Raw genomic sequence first — 18,542 nt, 5'->3', positions numbered from 1 at the left:
AAGAGAACGAACCGCAGGACGAAGATATCGGGCAGGCGGGATTCGAACCCACGACCCCCAGTCCCCCAGACTGATGCGCTACCAGGCTGCGCTACTGCCCGTCAGTCCTGCGGTAGAGGCCATTTAGCAGTGAGGGGGCTTCGCTGCAAGCGGCTGAAGTAAGGTTTTTTTATTCCTCGACTATCAGCCCGCTTTCGGCATCATGCTGCGCAGATTGTCGAGCTCTCCCAGCACGTCCTCAAGAGCCAGACGAAGTGCCTGACGTTCCTTGACCCATTTGTCACGACGGGCCCGTAGATCGACAAGCTCATCAAAAAGAACGGCAGCAATCGTCGACTCGTTTCCATCCGACTTCTCCAACTCACGATTCTGCGTCGCTTCCGAAACGACGGCATCGCCAGTCAGTGCTGTCGTTTCCTCACCGGTGTCGGCAAGCCCTTGCTCAGCGTGGGGAACGTCGTCGTGCTCTGTCCGGGCCTCATAGGAGTCAGGCACTGAGCTGGTCTCAGCAGAATGCGGCGCGATCACCTGATCAGGAGACAGAGTTTCCGCTTCGCCTTCGGTAACAGCTTCTTTCTGGGAAGCGGGAAACTCCGGAATATCGAGCGAGGGCCGCTCCTGCGGGGCCACCGATCTGGTCTCCTCGCTTCGGGACGGCACAGCTGTCGCTTCGCTCTGCGGCGAAGGCGGGACACCAACCGTGCCAGACTGCTCCTTCAGAACACGCTGGACGCCCTTGATGGTGTAACCCTGCACGTAAAGCAGATCGGTGATATGCCGCAGTGTGTGGATGTCTTCGGGGCTGTAATAGCGCCGACCACCCCCGCGTTTAAGAGGCTTGACCTCCGGAAATCGCGTTTCCCAAAAACGCAGGACATGCTGTGGCACGTGCAGCTCATCGGCAACTTCACTAATCGTCCGGTAGGCATTCGGCCCTTTGGCCAGACGCTCCATATCAGTCCGTTCCTCCGACGCCTGAGCAATTCAGGGGAGGAGTGCGTCGTTGTCATGCATCATCGCTTTCGCTGGCTAAGCCTTCGATCGATTCGCCGTTTACTTCGGCCCTGAGAATCTGGCTGGGCCGAAAGACGAGCACAGAACGCGGAAGAATCGGCACTTCGATACCGGTTTTGGGGTTGCGGCCGACCCGACGGCCCTTCTGGCGGACGGAAAAGGTTCCAAATCCGCTCAGCTTGACCGTTTCGCCTTTTTCGAGCCGCAATGCAATCAGCTCGAGAACTGTCTCAAGCAGATCAGCGGATTCGTGCCGGGACAGTCCAACCTGACTGTAGATTTGCTCTGCGATATGCGCGCGGGTCACAGTTGTCATGAAATCACCGTATCATGACAGCAAAGGAAATCAATTAAATCAGTAAGGCCGTATTCTCGTTCGCGACTAGAGACGAAGAAGCGCCGACCCCCAAGTCAGACCACCACCCAGTGCTTCAAGAAGAACCAGATCGCCCGGCTTGATCCGGCCGTCCCGTACGGCCTCGTCGAGAGCAAGCGGTATGGACGCCGCTGACGTATTGGCATGCCGGTCAACAGTGACCACCACGCGATCGAGCGGCAGATCAAGTTTCTTAGCCATCCCCTCTATAATACGAAGATTTGCCTGATGCGGCACCAGCCAGGCGATATCCTCGCCAGCCAAGCCATTGGCCGCCAGAGCCTCGTCAACCACCGAGGAAAGCTTGGCAACTGCGTGACGAAAAACGTCGCGCCCCTGCATATGCAAAACCGGCTTTTCTGTGCTTGGCCCGTCGACAAACAGAAGATCGCCGAACGCGCCATCACTGTGCAGATGGGTCGACAGGATCCCTGAATCGCCCTCTTCGCTGGCTTCGAGCAGGACCGCGCCGGCGCCATCACCGAAGAGAACGCATGTTGTCCGGTCCTCCCAATCAACGATACGGGAATAGACCTCGGTGCCGATCACAAGAGCTTTCTTGGCCTGACCGCTGCGGATGAACGCCTCGGCTGTCGAAAGCGCAAAGACAAATCCGGAACAGGCCGCCGTGAGATCGAAGGCGAACCCACCGCTCATGCCCAGAGCCGCCTGAACCCTTACGGCCGTCGCCGGGAATCCCTGATCTGGCGTAGCTGTCGCGACAATCACGGCATCGACAGCATCGGCAGAAATTTTTGCATAATCGAGGGCAGCCCGCGCCGACTCGACGGCCATGCTTACCGCTGTCTCATCGTCACCAGCGATGTGACGCTGGGCGATCCCGGTGCGGGTCCTGATCCACTCGTCAGAGGTCTCGATGCGCTCGGCGAGCTCGGCATTTGTGACGACCCGCTTCGGCAGATAGCTACCAAATCCGGTCAGGCGCGCGCGCAGGGACATGTTTTTTCCTCTTGAACTAAAGCCTGAAAGGCCAGAGCCCTTACCAGCCTATCCCTCACTCCGCCAGTCAGGCCGCGGTAGAGGAAGACGCAAGCGCGCTCTCGGCCTCGGAAGACGCCATCTGCGCCTCGACCTGGCGAAGGCGATCGCGAATTTTTTCGTTGATTGCGTGCGTTACGGCATCCATGGCGACGTCGACTGCCGCCGCAAAGCCTTCTGCGTCCGCACCGCCATGGGATTTCACCACGATTCCATTCAGACCGACAAATACCGCACCGTTATAGCGACGCGGATCGATCCACTCTTTCATCCGCTCAAGGCCGGGACGTACAAGCAGATAGCCGATACGGGTCAGCAGACTGGTTTTGAACACACGTTGCAAAAGCTGGGAGACGAGCTTGAGTGCGCCCTCACCCGTCTTGAGCGCGATATTGCCCGAGAACCCATCTGTCACGACGACATCTGTCGTCCCTGCCGTGATGTCATGGCCTTCAACGAAGCCATGAAACTGGGACGAAAGCGGAGACGCGCGCAGAATATCGGCGGCTCCACGGAGGCGTTCGTCACCCTTGAGCTCTTCGGCGCCGACATTCAGCAGCCCGATGGTCGGGGCAGGCAGACCGAGAACCGCCTTGGCGAAAGCCTCGCCCATCACGGCAAATTCAACGAGATTTCGCGTATCGCAGGCAATATTGGCGCCCAGATCCAGCATGACCACGTCGCCACGAGCCGACGGATTAACGGCGGCCATCGCAGGACGGGTGATCCCCGGCAGGGTTTTGAGAACGATCTTGGCCAAAGCCAGCATCGCACCGCTGTTTCCAGCAGAGACAACACCGCCAGCTTCGCCGGATGCGACAGCATCGATTGCCATACGCAAGGACGAATCACGCAACCGCAAGGCAGCAGTTGGCTTCATTTCCATGGAGATAGAGGTCGGCGCGTGCCGGATATCGCAGATCCGTTGCGCCTTGGGGAAACGCGCAAGCTGGGGCCTCAGAAGGGCCTCGTCTCCGACGAGCAGAATTTTTGCTGCCGGATGGCGATCAGCGGCACGGTCCAGGCCAGCCAGAACGATTTCGGGAGCCTGATCGCCCCCCATCGCATCGATGGCCAGACAATAAGGCGCAGCTCGGCTGGCCGTCATATTCAGGTCAGTCATGCTCCGCCTCGCGTCTCATCTCAAAACAAGAGGAGCCAGCCATCAGGGGCTGACTCCATCAAGCCTCAAACGCGAACGGTTGTCTTCAGCGTCTTGCCGGAAGCAACGACTTCACGACCGTCATAATGACCGCAATGCGCGCAGACGTGATGCGGGCGCTTCAGCTCGCCGCAATTGCTGCATTCGGCGTGAGCCTGAACGGTCAGGGCGTGGTGGCTGCGACGCATGCCCATGCGGGACGGCGTGGTCTTTCTTTTGGGGACGGCCATGGCAGGAGCCTCTTTCTTCTTAGATCGTCCCTGCGCCCGGCCGCCATTCGGCCACCACAGGAGACGATACTGTTCACTACGATCAGGCGGGCGGCTCTAGCAGACCCGAAGCCGGGTCGCAAGTATCCTGTGCGTCTCTAGCTCAGATCTGTCTTTTTTTGGGCAGAGACAGACCGGCCAGGGCGCCGAACGGGTTCGGTCGGCTGCCTGCTTCATCTGCAGCCTCCTCTGCCGTCTCACGAGGGGCTTCGTCAACCGCATTTTCGAGGGCAGCACCGGGCTTGCGCGGATAAGCAGGCAAAAGAAGGGCCAGCTGTTCGGTCGCAATCTCACCCAGATCGAGCGCATTGCCCTCATAGGGAATCTCATCGATCGCCTCGAGATCCGAGGCACTCTCCTCTGAAAAGCGCCTTGCCGGCACGAGACGCACGGCGAAGGATTCGTTCAGGGCATCCTCGAATATCTCTCCGGTAATGACGCATTCCAGCGCCACATGCGCCGTCAGAACACCTTCTAGAACAAAATGGTCCGCAGCCTCGGGAATAATCCGAAAGCGGCAGTTCAAAGCATGGAGAGCCGGGATATTCAGGCGCTCGGCAAGAGCCTTACCTTCGGTCTCGTTGGCCTTGATCGTCTCGGTCAGACCGTCATGGCCGATCCGGCTAAGCGTCAGGCGACGCGAGAATTCGGGCTGGGAAGAGGGTATTTGGGGGTGCCCCTGACTGTCGCTCATGGCTGTTTTCCTGACACTTGCTGTGAAAAACCCGCAGGCGGGCTTTCTTTTCCGAATTGCCTTACCGTTGCTCTCCGCAATATAGAAGAGCTTGATCGACTTGCGACGCCGACGGAATGATGTTTCCTTCGCGGCAGGACGATCTCTCGATTTTTATTCGATCAGTGCAGGACGATATAACCGGCCATGAAGAGCGCCTCTCAAAAGACCTCCCCGCGGCAGAAATCGCATGCGGGTTTTGCGCGCGCCCTGCTCTGCATCGCTCCGCTTGCGCTGGCGGGCTGCTCGGTTTTCAGCCCGATTCCGCAAAACCGCGGCTCGCTGATCGAAAAAGACGATTACGCCCAGCTCGTGCCGGGCACCAGCACGCGTAACGACGTGACCGATATCCTCGGCTCACCGACCAGCCACGCGACGTTCGATGACAACACCTGGATTTATATCTCCATGGTGACCGTGCCTCAGCCGCTCGGCTTCCCGCGCGTCACCAAGCAGAATGTTCTGGTTCTCGCTTTTGACACGACCGGCGTCCTGCGTCGCATGGACACGCTGCACCGCAAGAATGGCTACAATGTCGGCATGGTCGGCGAGACCACCCCGACCCCGGGCACCAAGGTCAATGTCCTGCAACAGCTGCTGGGCAATGTCGGCCGCTACAACCCGATGAGCGGCATGGGCAGCACCTTTGGCGGCACTCAGGGGCCGCTCGGTGCTGGCGTTGGCACAGGCCATGGGGGCACAGGCAACTCGATCCCCTGATCGCCCAGACCAGAGACTTTTCTGAGCCCGGCCGGAAGCTTCTTCCAGCCGGGTTTTTTAATGCGCGATCTGACGGGCTTAACGGGGCAGTTTCAGCAAGACCCGCAACCCACCAAGCGGGCTGTTGCGCAGCACAACGCTTCCGCCATGCGCTGCAACGATGTCCCGCGCGATCGTCAGACCAAGACCGCTTCCACCATCAGGTCCCGACGTACTGCTGAAAGCCCGGAACACGTCCTTGCGTCGGGACTCAGCGATACCAGGGCCATCGTCATCGAGCGTGATCTCGATGGTACGCCCCACCTCCCGCAGGGAAAAACTCATCCGCCCCCCATGGCGACGTGCATTCTCCGCCAGATTGATCAGTACGCGCCGCATCGCATCGGGTCGTATCGGCACGATCAGACTGTGCTCCGCATGAATCGCAAGTACCTCGCCTCCGGCTCGAATCGTCGCAGCCGCCACATCCTTGATCAGAGCCAGAAGATCCGTCGGCACAGGATCCTCTTCTCCCTCCCCCCGGGCAAAGGAGAGATAGCTGCCAATCAGACGCTCCATCTCGGCAATGTCGGCCACCATATCGTCGATATCGGGGCGCAGCTCCTGAGCTTCGACACTGCCTCCTGCGGCATCATGGCGAGGGTAAGCCGCAACCGGGTGAGAGGCGTCCGCAAATCATGCGAGACCCCAGCCAGAACGGCAGTACGCTGGGTCACGAAGCGATTGACGCGCGCCTGCATGCGATTGAAGGCAAGAGCGGCCTTTCGAATCTCGAGAGCGCCTTGCGGATGAATCGGTCCGTCATCCCGGCCCAGCCCGAAATTCTCGGCCGCCTTGGCCAGACGCCTGACAGCCCGGACCTGACGGCCGACAAACAGCCCCGCTATGATGAAGAGCAGGATGGCACTCCCCCCCTCCCACGCGACGAAGAGCCAGATGGGCCCGACATCTAGACGCTTGCGAGGGACGATCACGTCAAGCACGCCGTCACTGACCTGTATCTCGAGCCGTACGCTTTGGCGGGTCGCCTGCCAGTCGATATGACAAGGCGCACCGAAGACGCGCTTGACGGCATCTGTCAGGTCTTCATCCATCGGTCCCAGCACGAAAGGCGCGCTTCGGGTGGTCAGCTTTTCACCGGGATGAAATTTGATCACGAGCTGCGTGCGGAGCTGTGCCCGGCCCAGGACCCAGGCCTCACTGGCAGGGCGACGCTCGATCAGATCGACGGTCAAAGCGAGATCCGACACCACGCTATCCGCCAGACGACGCGAAACGACATTGAGGTAATTGCCGTAGAACAGCTGAAGCGCCACGATCTGGGTGATCAGAAGCGGCATCAGCACGATCAGCAAAGACCGGCCCTGAAACGACCGAGGCAATAACCGCCGAAGAATACGCTCCATCATACGAGCCGGCTGCATGGCCTGGTATCAGCTCCCGGGCTTCAGAACGTAACCCTTGCCCCTGACCGTCTGCAGAAAGCGCGGTTCCTTCTGATCGGGCTCGATCCGGCGGCGCAGTCGTGTCACCTGCACATCGACCGCACGCTCTCCGATTTCATCCATGCCCAGAGACTCAGCAATCGCCTCGCGCGACAGGATTTCGCCCGGTGCCCGCGTCAACACGCCGAGTAAGGCAGCCTCACCGCTGGTCAGATGCACGACTCCTTCCGGACCGCTCAACAGGCCACGCCCTGTGTCGAATTCCAGCTTGCCCAGTCGAAGCAGCCTCGGCGCTCCGGAAGGGCGCGGCACGTTACGCCGCAAATGCGCCTGAAGACGGAGCAGCAACTCGCGCGGCTCGAATGGCTTGCCCAGATAATCGTCCGCGCCCGCTTCCAGCCCTATGATGCGGTCAGCAGGCTCGCCACGCGCCGTCAGGAGAATGATTGGCCAGACATGGCCCTGCTCTCTCATCCAACGCGTAAGACTCAGCCCGTCCTCGCCCGGCATGGTGATATCGGCCACCACCGCATCAGGATGGGTCACTGCGAGAATTTTCCGCGCGGCTTCAGCATCCATCGCCGTGGTGATCCGAAACCCGTTCTCACTCAGAAACCGCTGCAACAAGCGCAGCAGACGTGCGTCGTCATCGACAACCAGAACATGTGACTGAGCCATCAGATGCTACCCTCCCCCTGCAAAGTCGCCAGAACACGACGGAATCCTTCAACCGCCTGCCCTCCGGCAGCCCGGTAGGCAAGAGTCATGCGGTCGCGCAAGGCGATGAAGATTTCCTCCTCGATCGCACTTCCCTGAGGTGTCAGATGCAGCCGCTTGACCCTTTTATCGCGCTCATCGGAGCGCTGTTCGAGAAGACCACGCGTCAGGAGTTCCTGAAGGACACGGTTGAGGCTCTGCTTGGTTATATTAAGCCGACGCAGCAGGGCGCTCATCGTTAGACCCTGATGGGTGGAGACAAGGAACAGGACGCGATGATGGGCCGAGCCAAGCTGATTCTCTCGCTGAAGCAGATCGCAGGTTGCGCCAAGTTCACGCCAGGCCAGCAGCATCGCCTCATAGGTCAGCCGGATCTGTTCTTCACGGAGATAGAGATGCGCCTGACCGGGCGCGTCTCGTGGCGCACGCAGCCCTGACATGGTTCAGCCCTCGCTTTCGCGCGGTGTGGCCAGCTCGTCGGCGAACCCGAAACTGGCAAAATCCTCGATCCGCATGGTGTAGAGAACGCCATTCAGATGATCGAACTCATGCTGCAGCACGTTGGCATGAAAGCCACGCGCCTCACCGCTGATGACCGTGCCATCCAGATCGAGCCCCCGATAGGCGACGGCCGCATGACGCGGCACAACACCGCGCAATAAAGGCAAAGAAAGACAGCCTTCAGTGCAGAGCATCCTGTCGTCACCGATCGGGGTAATCTCCGGGTTGATGAGCACGCGAGGCGGAATCGGCGACTCTCCCTCGGCACAACGAAGCTCGGGAACGTGGTAAACAAACAGACGCAGGGATTTATAAACCTGAGGGGCAGCCAGTCCGGCGCCTCGTGAATCGAGCATTGTCTCGATCATGTCGGAAACGAGCTGTCTGATGGCTAAAGAGTGAACGTTTTCAACTGGTTGCGCTTCCTGTATCAAAACCGGATGCCCCATTCGGGCAATCTTGAGCAACGCCATTTCTGTCTTCAGTCCCCAACAGGCTCTAAGGGTTTCCTTGTTAAACCACATCGTGACATGAATAAATTTCGGGCGATACTGCTCAAACCGTTTGTGTCCTTCGCAAAACCTATGCTAAGGCGGCGGCCTCTTCGGAACGCAGTACCCTCGGTACCGGGTTCTGATCATTGCATTTAGAAACAAGACCATGATCTCCATGGTCGGACAGGAGATGGCAGACCCGTGCAGGTTCTGGTTCGTGACAACAATGTTGATCAGGCGCTCAAGGCGCTCAAGAAGAAGATGCAGCGCGAAGGCGTTTTCCGTGAGATGAAGCTGCGTCGCCATTTCGAAAAGCCCTCAGAGCGTCGCGCTCGTGAAGCGGCTGAAGCGGTTCGTCGCGCACGCAAGATGGAGCGCAAGCGCCTGGAGCGTGAAGGCTTCTAATCAGCCTGCCATCACGGCAAACAGATCAACCGCCGTCTTTACGGCGGTTTTTTTGTGCCTGCTTGCCTGACCGGAAAAGCGGATGAGACACGGTCCCACCCGCTCTCCGAAGCGTCAGGGAGCCGTGTTCTTTTTCTGATCCATCAGGCTTTGTGACAGATAGACTGCCTCGAGCGCGCGCTCATGAGCGATCTCCGTCGCATTGACTGTGCCAGCGTGACCGCCTTCCGTATCCTCGTAATAGAAGAACGGCTTACCGAACTCGGCAAGGCGCGCCGCAAAAAGCCGGGCATGAACCGGTCCCACCCGATCGTCTTTCGTCGAGGTAAAAATAAACGGTACCGGGTAGGCGACGTCCTTCTTCAGGTTCTGCAAGGGAGAGATCCGCTCCAGAAACTGTCGCTCATCGGAAACCGCCATATGACCGTATTCCGCAGCCCAGGAGGCTCCGGCGGCCATCGTTTCGAAATTCTCCATATCGAGCAGCGGCACGCCGATGATGACGGCCTTCCACAGCTCGGGATGCTGCGTGAACGAGACCCCCATCAGCAATCCACCATTGGACCGTCCCCGGATACCCAGATGATCTCTGTCGGCAATACCGCGTCTGGCGAGGTCGCGTCCGATCGCTGCGAAATCATCATAAGCATGCTGGCGCCCTGACTTCATCCCGGCCTCATGCCAGGCTGGACCGAACTCTCCGCCGCCCCGGATATTACCCACGACATAAACACCGCCTCGCTCAAGCCAGGTCTTGCCGACATCCGCGTAATAGGTGGGCAGATAAGAGAGGTCGAAGCCGCCATACGCCGTGAAAAGCGTCGGGTTATGCCCGTTCAACGTCCAGTCGCGACGATGGGTCACGAAATAGGGCACTTTGACGCCATCGCTCGACTGAACCCAGAACTGCTCCGTCACAAGCCCTTTCGCGTCGAACAGAGCCGGCGTTTCCTTGATCTTGCTGGCCTTGCCCGCAGCGACATCGAGCTTCCAGAGCTGAGGCGGCACGATATAGCCCTCGATTTTCAGAATGGCATAGGCCTCTGACGGATCGGAGGATTGCAGTTCTGCCGAAACATGGTGAGGCAGTGCAATGGTCGTCTCCTGCCATCCAGTCCGGTCGGAAGCCGACCGATAGACACGGATCGAGGGCTGCACGTCACGGTAAACGACCGCGATGATCCCTTTGGCGGTCACGCCGATATCAGCTGTGGTTTCATGCGCGTCGGGCGCGAAAAGCAATTCGGGAGGACGTTTCCCTGCCCGCGGATCGACAGCGACAATACTGCCTTGTTTGAAGGTCTTTCCGACCGACCAATCCTGATCGAGCCTCAGGATCAGCTTGCCCGCATAGAAACCGAGAAAACCGATTTTCTGCGGCAAGGCGAGAAGGTGCAGACTCTGCGTCGCAGGGTCGTAAAGGCGATATTCACTGCGAAAGAAATCCAGATTACGCTGGATGACCGCGATCTGCCTGCCTTGCCCGTCCTGAAGAATTTGAGGCTCGACAATCATGTCGCCCACATCACCACGATAGACTTCCCTGGCGGCTGAAAGAGGCTGCCCACGCCGGAGAAGGCGCACACTCAAGGGATAACCAGAGCGGGTCATGCTGCCCGATCCCCAATCCCGCGAGACGAGAAGCGTATCTTGATCGAGCCAGGCAACACGCTGCTTGGAGTGAGGCAGATCGAACCCACCCGACACAAAGCTTTTTGTCGCAGTATCGAACTCGCGATAGAAAGCGGCATCTTCTCCGGAAAGCGACAGCGTGATCAGGCAACGTCGTGCATCGGGCGCCAGACACTCGGCTCCCTGAAAAACCCAGTCCCGCTTTTCCTGCGCTGCCAGTGCGTCGATATCGAGCTCTGTCGTCCAGACCGGAGAACTCTGCTCGAATGACGCAGGTGTTGTGACCCGCCAGAGCCCTTTAGGGTGGGCTGCGTCCTGCCATAAGTTCCAGACACGCCCTCCTGCCTGATCCGGCAGAGGCAACCGCCCTGGTGTCTGTTCTACGGCCAGCACGGAGTCATAAAAACCGCGATAACGCGGGTCGGCCTGTAAAAGCGCGGCGCTCCGGTTGTTTTGGGCCCGCACCCACTCCAATGCCTGCTTGCCCTCGACCTGCTCCAGAACGGTACGCGACGGCACCGAACCGGCGGGATTGGCCTTGGCCTCACACGCGACCGTCCCGATCAGGGACGTGCAGACGAGCGATGTCATCGCCAACAAAATGCGCCTCATGGCTCTCTCCCTTTCTGGAAACGTCGAGAAGCCTAGAACACCGCCTCACAGAGGGGAACCGGGCTCGAAACGCATCCCTCCGGAACCGCACACGCCATGATCGAGCCCCACCCGTCCAGAGAGTTACGGTCAGGGAAGCCTGTACATCTGCGTGTCAGCAGGAAGGCTGAGCGGTATCAGCTTGTAGCAGATCATCGGAGCGCCCCGCAGCATCCGGCAAACGCGGCGCGCACGCTCCGGGCCGAGCCAGGAAGCAGGCAGATCAGGCGTCTCGCTCTCGCGCAAAACCAGCGCAGCAGAGTTGGGATGCTGGAGATCGCGCTTGAGAAAAGCCCAGCGCTTGTCATAGCTAAAGACCCTATGTCCCGGCCCTTGATAGGCCAGAATCGACGCTAAAGCGTAATCGCCCGCAACAAGAGCCTCCCCGTCAGGCAGCTCTTTATGGAGGCGCTCACTCAGGCCAGACCAGTCAGCCGTCTGACGCGCAATGACGTCGTGATGGGCCGAAAGCGGGACCGGTGCAGCAATACCCTGAAGCGTAACCAGTCCGGTAAGCACCAGTCCCAACCCGCAAGCCAGACCGATACGGCGCCCCGTCGCAGCCGCTGCCAACGCAACAGCCGGATAAAGCACGACAGGCCAGTTTGCCTGCACACGTCCACCAAAGGCATGCTGCACAAACACCGCAATCGGCACCACGCAGAGACAGGCGAGCAAACGCGGCACGCTCTGCGTGCCCGATCGCTTGAGACACCAGACCAGACCGATGCCGAACAAAATAAAGATCAGTGGGGTTGCGAGACCGATTTGCCCCCCCGTCAGCTCGGCAAGAAAATTCAAAGCACGAAGCGGATGCCAGTCCCCTGCGCGCCCGCCCTGTTTGACAAAGCTCGCCCAATGATGGGCCGCATTCCAGGCCAGAACAGGCGTGATCGCGACCAGACCGGCCACGCAACCGCCCACAAGCCAAAGCCCGTGACGGCGTATCGCAGGCGTGCCGAGCGCCCAGATCCCGCATCCCAAAGCGGGGAGAACCGCTGTGTATTTACTGTCGAAGGCCAGACCGAAGAACACACCCACCGCAAGCCACCAGATCGGCTTGCCGGTGGCGATCAGGCGACCGAGCGCCCACAGCACCCAGGCCAGAAAAAAAACGAGAGGCGTGTCGGGGGTGGCTGTTGCAGAGCCCAGCCCCAGCATCAACGTGGCATTCAGCAGGAGCGCTGCGCGATATCCCGCTGCACGACTTGCCAGAAGATCGCGCCCGGCCCAGCAGAGCGCAACGGAGCCAAACAGAGCCGAGAGAGGTCCGCCGATTCTGATCCCGAGAGGCCCCTCGCCAAACAACGTGGTGCCCAGCCGGATCCAGAGCGCAATCATTGGGGGATGATCGAGATAGCCCCCCTGCAAGCCGCGCGACCACAGCCAGTAATAGGCCTCATCGGGCGTGACACCCAGACTGGCAGCCAGAGCCAGCCTCAGAAGAGTCAGGCCGACCAGCAGCCCCCAAAACAGCCAGACAGCATGCGGACCGTCGAAACGCCAGAAGCGCAGTGCCTCGGCGTCGGAGGACTCAGCGCCAGACGAGCGTAGAGGCAATTGCATAGTTCCAGACCACACCGATGACGGCACCGGCAGCGCTTGCACGGCTCCAGTGACCTTGCGTGTCGTAAATAAGCTGCGCCACGCCGATATTGCCGAAGGCCCCGATGGCCGAGCCCACAACGAAAATAATCAACCCCGGCAGCCAGCGCTTCCCTCTCAAAGGACGATCAAGATAGGTGATCCGGTTATTGAGCTGGAAATTGGCCAGGATGGCGCAGGCCGTGCCGATCAACTGGCTCATCTCGAAATTGGCTCCCGCAAAGCGGGCGGCCTCCGAGACCAGAAGATTGACGGCGATGCCGATGGCCCCGACTGCGGCAAAGATGATGAATCGGGTCGGCAACCACCCGCCACACGCCCGTTCGATCAGCATCCCCAGAAACTGCACCATGACCAAAGGACTGAGCTTGCTCTCTCCGGCCACGCGCGGTCTGAAAACAAAAGGCACTTCGACCAGCCGCGCTGTTTTCGGGACCGAAAGCATCAGTTCGAGCAAAATCTTGAAGCCCGTTCCGGTCAGCCGCGGGAGGGCCTGAACGAAGAGACTGCGTCTGATCGCAAAGAACCCACTCATGGGATCCGAGAGCCGCATGGGCAGGAGCGTCTGGGCAAGCCGGATGCCAGACTGCGACAGAACATGCCGCCAGCGATTGGCGAGACCGCCACTATCACCGCCTTCAACATGACGGCTGGCGACTGCGATATCGGCCCGATGGTCCAGAAGTGGTGTGACGAGGTCGCGAAGAATGCCCTCATCATGCTGCAAGTCGCCATCCATGACGGCAACGACCGAGGCCGTCGATGACAACGCCCCCTCGATGACAGCCGAGGAAAGACCTCGCCGCCCGACGCGGCGAATGAGACGAACCCGTGGGTCGGTCTGAGCAGCTTTCTCGACCGCATGCGAGGTGCCATCGGGAGAGTCATCATCGACGAAGACGATCTCCCAGTTCACGCCTTCCAGGGCGCTTCGCACCCCCGCGATCAGGGGAACGACATTATCGGCTTCATTGTAACAGGGAATGACGAGCGTCAGATCCGCAGGCTGCGGGAGGGTCATACAGGGACACCAGCCCGGGTGAGACTTGTACGGATCGTCTGCAGGGTCTGCACGCGCACGACATGATCCAGATCGGTCAGTCTCTTTGTCAGATAATTCTGATGGGCCGGATCACGTGCCACGAGACGGACCAGAAAATCACCGCCGCCGCGAATCATGTGACACTCCCGCACTTCGACCCACGCCGCCACATCGGCCTCGAAGGCCTCCAGCACGCTGCCTTTCTGACTTTCCAGACCGATCAGCGCAAAGAAGGTGAGAGACCACCCCAGTTTCGACGCGTCCACATCGGCATGGTAGCCTTCAATGACACCGACCTCTTCAAGACGCCGCACGCGGCGCAGACAAGGCGGCGCGGAAATTCCCGTTCGACGGGCAAGTTCGACATTGGTCATGCGCCCATCGAGCTGAAGCTCTGCCACGATCTGGCGATCGATCGCGTCAAGCTCGACGATGCCGGACGCGGAAGGTCCCGGGGAATGCCCCCCCTGATGCGTCTCACCCCGGGTGATCTCGCTTCGGAACGCGTCGCCCCGTGACAGAACAGGCTTGAAAAGGGGATCTTCTGAATCGTTGTCAGTCATCGTCACCGTAAGGGTCGGTCAAAACTAGTCGGTTGGCAGGCGCGCCGCATCACCTATATCTGCATCCTGACCCAAGAGCCATGTCTCATCCACTCATGTCTCTTCACATCGCTTCGCTGATCAAGCAGCTGAACCCAGATCGAGGACCGTCACAGTGAGCCAGAGTTTCAAGACAGATCTGCTCGTCATCGGCGCAGGCCCGGCAGGATATACTGCTGCCATCTACGCCGCCCGCGCCAATCTCAAGCCGATTCTCGTGGCCGGATTGCAGCCGGGAGGCCAGCTGACCATCACGACCGAGGTCGAAAATTACCCGGGCTTTGCCGAGCCCGTGCAAGGCCCCTGGCTGGTCGAGCAGATGCGCCTACAGGCCGAACATGTCGGGACCCAGATCCATTATGATCTGATCACCGAGAGCCATTTCGATCAGAAGACCGAAGACGGCTACTTCATTCTAAAAGCTGATTCCGGCGCTCTTTATCACGCCCGCACCGTTGTTATCGCGACAGGCGCACAGGCAAAATGGCTGGGCCTGCCCTCGGAAGCGCGCCTGCAAAGCGGTGGCGTCTCGGCTTGCGCCACCTGCGATGGATTTTTCTACCGAGCAAGAAGGTCGCCGTCATTGGCGGTGGCAACACGGCGGTCGAAGAAGCCCTGTACCTGACGCACCACGCCGATCACGTCACCCTGGTCCATCGCCGTGACACCTTACGCGCCGAGCGCATTCTTCAGGATCGCCTCTTCGCCAACCCCAAAATCACGGTACTGTGGGATCATGCCGTAGAAGAGGTTCTTGGCACGGGGAAACCCGAAGTGGTGTGCGGTCTCCGTCTACGCAACACAAAGGATGACAGTGAACAGACCCTCGATGTCGATGGCGTCTTCGTTGCCATCGGTCACAGCCCGAACACCGCCCCCTTCCGCGAGACGCTCGACTGTGACTCTGAAGGCTATATCGTCACGACGCCGGGGAGTACCAAAACTTCAGTCTCTGGCGTATTCGCGGCAGGAGACGTGCAGGACAAGAAATTCCGGCAGGCCATTACTGCTGCGGGAACCGGGTGCATGGCAGCTCTTGAAGCGGAGCATCTTTTGGCTGGACTTTCATAAGGCGGCTACCGTTATTGCAGCGTTAGACCCCAGCGCATAAAAGAACTTGGCAGCGTGCTGGAATGCTGCCAAGTCAGTGTACTCAACACTTTATGACCGTGTGGAAAACCCTCAGGACTGACGGTCTGAGGACGCCATTTTTGTCGGGCGGACGGGCATAAGCTCTAGGAAAGCCGCATGGACTGGGACAAATTACGTATCTTCCATGCTGTCGCCGAGGCAGGGTCGTTCACTCATGCCGGAGATCGACTGAACCTCAGCCAGTCTGCAGTGTCACGCCAGATTTCCGCCCTTGAAGAAACGCTCCACGTTCCGCTCTTTCACCGCCATGCCCGCGGTCTGATCCTGACCGAACAGGGCGAAACACTCAATCACACGGTTAGAGAGGTTTTTTCCAAACTCTCCCTCACCCAGGCCTATCTGAGTGAGAGCAAGGTCAAGGCGAAAGGCGAGCTCAAAATCACCACAACCTCAGGCTTCGGCCTGGGTTGGCTCGCACCGAAACTGGAACGCTTTCTCGCCATGCATCCCGATATCGAAGTCAGTCTTATCATGGAGGACACCGATCTCGATCTTGGCATGAGAGAGGCCGATGTCGCGATACGCATGCATCCCCCGCGACAGGCCGATCTGATCCAGCGACATCTGGCCAACTTCCCGATGCCCATCTATTCGAGCCAGCGATATCTGGACAAACATGGGACCCCCGCAAAATTCACGGACCTCGCCCAGCATCATTTGGTGGGGTTTGCGGGCATGTCTCCGCCCCTGCCCGACGCTTTCTGGCTGCTCGAACTTGTGCGACGTCAATGTCATGGCTCGGTGCGGAACAAGCTTGAAATAAATAGCTTCCCCGCCATCGCCACAGCTTTGGCAAACGGCGCAGGAATTGGCTCCCTGCCGACCTATCTTGCGCAGGCGCATCCCGAGCTCGTCAGAATACTACCTCAGGAACCTATTCCGACCGTTGAAGCGTTTTTCGTCTATCCTGAAGAACTCAAGATGTCGAAGCGCATCACCGTTTTGCGTGATTTCCTTCTGAGCGAAATCCAGACCGCAAGGCAGTAACAGCGCAGCCAGGCCATTCAGGGCGGTTGCTGCAAATCAGCCCTGTTTCGCTGTGTGTTTATTGACCCGCTCACGCAGTTCCTTACCCGCCTTGAAAAACGGGATGGTCTTTTCATCCACCGCCACACTCGTCCCGGTGCGAGGATTCCTCCCCTGTCGGGCCTCGCGCTTCTTGACGACAAAGGCGCCAAACCCACGGATCTCGACGCGTTCACCTCGAGACAGGGCAGACGATATCTCTGACAGAATCGTCTGAACGATCAGTTCAATATCCCGGGCTGCGAGATGGGGATGCGCCGCTGTCAGCTCGGCGATGAGTTCTGATTTCGTCATGAAGACACTAAGCGCTCTCAAAACCTAACAACAGAAGCCTGGGGACCCGTCCGGGTGCCTACCATTACCACTACCGTGGCAAAATCGCAGCGGCACCGTCAAGTTTCTGATACGCCGCGACCTGCTCGAGGGCTTCGGTTACCCCTGACCAGTCGCCTCCGATCTTTCTTTCGAGGCTCTCGAGAAGAGTTTTGGGCGGCTTTTTGGCTGAGAGCTCTCTCACCGGAAGGTCTTTGCCGTCGCGTATCTGCGCGTGCATCCAGTCAAGCGCCTTGTCCTCATCACCGAGCTGATCGATCAGATGAAGGGCGATCGCCTGCCTGCCCGTATAGGGTCGTCCATCAGCCAGAGGACGGATTTCCTCAACGGAACGATGACGCCCCTTGGCAACAATGGTCACGAACTGGTCGAACAGATCGTTGACGATTCCCTGAAGCATGACGCGTCCCTCGGGTTTGAGAGGAACGAAAGGTTGCGACTGATCCTTCATGGGGCCGGACGTAATCGAATCGGTCACAAGCCCGATTCGACCTAGCAAACCAGACGCGTCCGGCCTCATCATGATGACGCCGATCGACCTGTAATAGTCGAGGGATAGGCAAAAAGACGCTGTGCAGGCACCGCAAGCATGTAAGCCGCCGAGGCCGCCGTACCCTGCATCGCCACAGCGACAGGTTTGTGAGCTGCGAAAGACGCCACGGCATCGTGCAGGGCCACCCCTCCGGTCACACCTCCGCCCGGACTGTCGATCACGAGAAGTAGGCCACGGATATGAGGGTCCCGCTCGGCACGCTCGATTGCTTCAACCTGAGGCCGAACACGATCTTCGATAATCCCCTTGATCTCAAAACGCGCAATCGCGTCGGAGGGAGCGGGAGGTCGCCCTGAGAAAAGATAAATCCCACCGACAACGACGAGACCGACAAGCGCAAGACCGCGCCAGTACACGAGGCGTCGGCGTTGAAGCCGATAAGCCTGACCGGAATCGTCTCTTGGTCGTTCGTCAGTGGTCATGACTCGTTTCCCCATCCGGAAAATAAAAAAGGCAACTCACCACAGGATGAGTTGCCTTTGCTGACACGTCTACTGGAGAAAGACGTTATCAGGCCTTTTTAGCGCGACCGCGACGAGCGGGACGCTCTTCGTTTTCGACGGCTTCATCGTTAGAAATACGCGATGCAGCATCAACGCCTGCGTTAATTTTGCGGCCCAGACCAATTTCACGGGCAAGATGCGAACGACGCTCTGCATAATTCGGTGCAACGAGCGGATAGTCGCTCGGTAGGCCCCAACGCTCACGATACTGCTCAGGCGACATGCCGTAGGCGCTCTGCAGATGGCGCTTGAGCATTTTCAGCTTCTTTCCGTCTTCGAGACAGACGATGTAATCCGGGAATACAGAACGCTTGATCGGCACGGCGGGCTGAGGACGCTCAGGCTCCGGCTCGGCCTGACCGGCGCCCTGAAGCGCGTTGTATACTTGCTTGATCATCCCTGGGAGTTCATCACCCGCCATAGGATTATTGGCAACGTGCGACGACACAATCTGAGCAGTCAGCTCGAGAAGGGCTACGTTGGTTTCCGATTCCGACATTTATTTTCTCTTTGTTGAAGTTTAACTCTTTTAAACAATTCTTTTATACCATCACTTTTGTGAGGTAAATAGGTTTAACGGTTTCTTTTCTGGTTTTTATTCTTTCAAT

The 18,542-nt window shown here is 59.0% G+C and carries 18 protein-coding genes, 1 tRNA gene and 3 pseudogenes; 4 read left to right on the top strand and 18 right to left on the bottom strand.

Annotated elements, in window-relative coordinates; all coding sequences use genetic code 11:
* Positions 1–27 precede the first annotated feature (27 nt).
* From JCM15831_RS08375 to JCM15831_RS08345, 7 genes are all read right to left on the bottom strand, one after another.
* A tRNA-Pro gene (locus JCM15831_RS08375) sits at positions 28–101 on the bottom strand.
* 82 nt (positions 102–183) lie between these two features.
* A complete protein-coding gene (locus tag JCM15831_RS22630; RefSeq protein ID WP_025823943.1) occupies positions 184–954 on the bottom strand; it encodes a MerR family transcriptional regulator in 771 nt (256 codons plus the stop codon).
* Between the two features lie 52 nt (positions 955–1,006).
* Positions 1,007–1,330, bottom strand: a complete 324-nt coding sequence (locus tag JCM15831_RS08365) for an integration host factor subunit alpha (protein ID WP_025823942.1) — start codon at positions 1,328–1,330, stop codon at positions 1,007–1,009.
* Positions 1,331–1,396: 66 nt separating this feature from the next.
* Positions 1,397–2,350, bottom strand: a complete 954-nt coding sequence (locus JCM15831_RS08360; protein ID WP_025823941.1) for a beta-ketoacyl-ACP synthase III — start codon at positions 2,348–2,350, stop codon at positions 1,397–1,399.
* 67 nt (positions 2,351–2,417) lie between these two features.
* On the bottom strand, positions 2,418–3,512 hold the full coding sequence (gene plsX / locus JCM15831_RS08355) for a phosphate acyltransferase PlsX (protein ID WP_025823940.1): 1,095 nt from the start codon (positions 3,510–3,512) through the stop codon (positions 2,418–2,420).
* 65 nt (positions 3,513–3,577) lie between these two features.
* Positions 3,578–3,781 (bottom strand): 50S ribosomal protein L32, encoded by a 204-nt coding sequence (rpmF, locus tag JCM15831_RS08350; RefSeq protein ID WP_023977526.1) that lies wholly within the window; start codon positions 3,779–3,781, stop codon positions 3,578–3,580.
* A gap of 142 nt (positions 3,782–3,923) precedes the next feature.
* On the bottom strand, positions 3,924–4,514 hold the full coding sequence (locus tag JCM15831_RS08345) for a DUF177 domain-containing protein (RefSeq protein WP_025823939.1): 591 nt from the start codon (positions 4,512–4,514) through the stop codon (positions 3,924–3,926).
* Positions 4,515–4,700: 186 nt separating this feature from the next.
* Here JCM15831_RS08345 and JCM15831_RS08340 point away from each other — a divergent pair, with 186 nt between their 5' ends.
* A complete protein-coding gene (locus tag JCM15831_RS08340; RefSeq protein ID WP_025823938.1) occupies positions 4,701–5,273 on the top strand; it encodes an outer membrane protein assembly factor BamE in 573 nt (190 codons plus the stop codon).
* A gap of 78 nt (positions 5,274–5,351) precedes the next feature.
* Here JCM15831_RS08340 and JCM15831_RS17650 read toward each other — a convergent pair.
* From JCM15831_RS17650 to def, 4 genes and pseudogenes are all read right to left on the bottom strand, one after another.
* A pseudogene (locus tag JCM15831_RS17650) lies at positions 5,352–6,679 on the bottom strand (ATP-binding protein).
* A 27-nt stretch (positions 6,680–6,706) separates the two neighbouring features.
* The gene (locus JCM15831_RS08330; protein WP_025823937.1) at positions 6,707–7,396 is read right to left on the bottom strand and encodes a response regulator; all 690 of its coding nucleotides are present in this window, start codon (positions 7,394–7,396) and stop codon (positions 6,707–6,709) included.
* On the bottom strand, positions 7,396–7,875 hold the full coding sequence (locus JCM15831_RS08325) for a MarR family winged helix-turn-helix transcriptional regulator (protein WP_025823936.1): 480 nt from the start codon (positions 7,873–7,875) through the stop codon (positions 7,396–7,398). The genes JCM15831_RS08330 and JCM15831_RS08325 overlap by 1 nt, the downstream gene beginning before the upstream one ends.
* A 3-nt stretch (positions 7,876–7,878) precedes the next feature.
* Positions 7,879–8,409: a peptide deformylase gene (gene def, locus JCM15831_RS08320; protein WP_025823935.1), complete on the bottom strand. Its 531-nt coding sequence runs from the start codon at positions 8,407–8,409 to the stop codon at positions 7,879–7,881.
* A gap of 222 nt (positions 8,410–8,631) precedes the next feature.
* Between def and rpsU the strand changes: the two genes are divergently transcribed.
* Complete coding sequence (gene rpsU, locus JCM15831_RS08315; RefSeq protein WP_007283570.1) at positions 8,632–8,835, top strand: 30S ribosomal protein S21; 204 nt, start codon at positions 8,632–8,634, stop codon at positions 8,833–8,835.
* A 114-nt stretch (positions 8,836–8,949) separates the two neighbouring features.
* On the opposite strand, the gene JCM15831_RS08305 is transcribed toward rpsU, so the two are convergent.
* From JCM15831_RS08305 to JCM15831_RS08290, 4 genes are all read right to left on the bottom strand, one after another.
* Positions 8,950–11,079: a prolyl oligopeptidase family serine peptidase gene (locus JCM15831_RS08305; protein WP_051528401.1), complete on the bottom strand. Its 2,130-nt coding sequence runs from the start codon at positions 11,077–11,079 to the stop codon at positions 8,950–8,952.
* A 129-nt stretch (positions 11,080–11,208) separates the two neighbouring features.
* Positions 11,209–12,678, bottom strand: coding sequence for an ArnT family glycosyltransferase (locus tag JCM15831_RS08300; RefSeq protein ID WP_456303431.1), 1,470 nt, complete (start codon positions 12,676–12,678; stop codon positions 11,209–11,211).
* Positions 12,653–13,744 (bottom strand): glycosyltransferase, encoded by a 1,092-nt coding sequence (locus JCM15831_RS08295; RefSeq protein ID WP_025823932.1) that lies wholly within the window; start codon positions 13,742–13,744, stop codon positions 12,653–12,655. The genes JCM15831_RS08300 and JCM15831_RS08295 overlap by 26 nt, the downstream gene beginning before the upstream one ends.
* Complete coding sequence (locus tag JCM15831_RS08290; RefSeq protein WP_084490625.1) at positions 13,741–14,328, bottom strand: Lrp/AsnC family transcriptional regulator; 588 nt, start codon at positions 14,326–14,328, stop codon at positions 13,741–13,743. Before JCM15831_RS08290 ends, JCM15831_RS08295 begins: the two co-directional genes overlap by 4 nt.
* A 154-nt stretch (positions 14,329–14,482) precedes the next feature.
* On the opposite strand from JCM15831_RS08290, the pseudogene trxB reads away from it, so the two are divergent.
* Together trxB and JCM15831_RS08280 are read left to right on the top strand one after the other, a co-directional pair.
* Positions 14,483–15,438: pseudogene (trxB, locus tag JCM15831_RS17645) on the top strand (thioredoxin-disulfide reductase).
* Positions 15,439–15,615: 177 nt separating this feature from the next.
* On the top strand, positions 15,616–16,506 hold the full coding sequence (locus tag JCM15831_RS08280; protein WP_025823930.1) for a LysR family transcriptional regulator: 891 nt from the start codon (positions 15,616–15,618) through the stop codon (positions 16,504–16,506).
* Between the two features lie 36 nt (positions 16,507–16,542).
* Here JCM15831_RS08280 and JCM15831_RS08275 read toward each other — a convergent pair whose 3' ends face one another.
* From JCM15831_RS08275 to JCM15831_RS08265, 3 genes and pseudogenes are all read right to left on the bottom strand, one after another.
* The gene (locus JCM15831_RS08275) at positions 16,543–16,839 is read right to left on the bottom strand and encodes an integration host factor subunit beta (RefSeq protein ID WP_025823929.1); all 297 of its coding nucleotides are present in this window, start codon (positions 16,837–16,839) and stop codon (positions 16,543–16,545) included.
* A gap of 70 nt (positions 16,840–16,909) precedes the next feature.
* Positions 16,910–17,853, bottom strand: a pseudogene (sppA, locus tag JCM15831_RS20995) (signal peptide peptidase SppA).
* Between the two features lie 88 nt (positions 17,854–17,941).
* On the bottom strand, positions 17,942–18,433 hold the full coding sequence (locus tag JCM15831_RS08265) for a MucR family transcriptional regulator (protein ID WP_025823928.1): 492 nt from the start codon (positions 18,431–18,433) through the stop codon (positions 17,942–17,944).
* Between the last annotated feature and the right edge of the window lie 109 nt (positions 18,434–18,542).

Origin of the sequence: Asaia astilbis JCM 15831 (assembly GCF_000613845.1) — a bacterium.
Lineage (GTDB): Bacteria > Pseudomonadota > Alphaproteobacteria > Acetobacterales > Acetobacteraceae > Asaia > Asaia astilbis.
Note: the sequence above shows the minus strand (reverse complement) of the source record. Positions and strands in the feature narration are given on the sequence as shown.

Coding starts and splice junctions, on each gene's coding strand:
- JCM15831_RS08295 (WP_025823932.1), bottom strand. CDS start 13,744: ATGACCCTCCCGCAGCCTGCGGATCTGACGCTCGTCATTCCCTGTTAC.
- JCM15831_RS08325 (WP_025823936.1), bottom strand. CDS start 7,875: ATGTCAGGGCTGCGTGCGCCACGAGACGCGCCCGGTCAGGCGCATCTC.
- plsX (WP_025823940.1), bottom strand. CDS start 3,512: ATGACTGACCTGAATATGACGGCCAGCCGAGCTGCGCCTTATTGTCTG.
- rpmF (WP_023977526.1), bottom strand. CDS start 3,781: ATGGCCGTCCCCAAAAGAAAGACCACGCCGTCCCGCATGGGCATGCGT.
- JCM15831_RS08275 (WP_025823929.1), bottom strand. CDS start 16,839: ATGACGAAATCAGAACTCATCGCCGAGCTGACAGCGGCGCATCCCCAT.
- JCM15831_RS08345 (WP_025823939.1), bottom strand. CDS start 4,514: ATGAGCGACAGTCAGGGGCACCCCCAAATACCCTCTTCCCAGCCCGAA.
- JCM15831_RS08340 (WP_025823938.1), top strand. CDS start 4,701: ATGAAGAGCGCCTCTCAAAAGACCTCCCCGCGGCAGAAATCGCATGCG.
- JCM15831_RS08290 (WP_084490625.1), bottom strand. CDS start 14,328: ATGACTGACAACGATTCAGAAGATCCCCTTTTCAAGCCTGTTCTGTCA.
- JCM15831_RS08365 (WP_025823942.1), bottom strand. CDS start 1,330: ATGACAACTGTGACCCGCGCGCATATCGCAGAGCAAATCTACAGTCAG.
- JCM15831_RS08360 (WP_025823941.1), bottom strand. CDS start 2,350: ATGTCCCTGCGCGCGCGCCTGACCGGATTTGGTAGCTATCTGCCGAAG.
- JCM15831_RS22630 (WP_025823943.1), bottom strand. CDS start 954: ATGGAGCGTCTGGCCAAAGGGCCGAATGCCTACCGGACGATTAGTGAA.
- JCM15831_RS08280 (WP_025823930.1), top strand. CDS start 15,616: ATGGACTGGGACAAATTACGTATCTTCCATGCTGTCGCCGAGGCAGGG.
- JCM15831_RS08265 (WP_025823928.1), bottom strand. CDS start 18,433: ATGTCGGAATCGGAAACCAACGTAGCCCTTCTCGAGCTGACTGCTCAG.
- JCM15831_RS08330 (WP_025823937.1), bottom strand. CDS start 7,396: ATGGCTCAGTCACATGTTCTGGTTGTCGATGACGACGCACGTCTGCTG.
- JCM15831_RS08305 (WP_051528401.1), bottom strand. CDS start 11,079: ATGAGGCGCATTTTGTTGGCGATGACATCGCTCGTCTGCACGTCCCTG.
- def (WP_025823935.1), bottom strand. CDS start 8,409: ATGGCGTTGCTCAAGATTGCCCGAATGGGGCATCCGGTTTTGATACAG.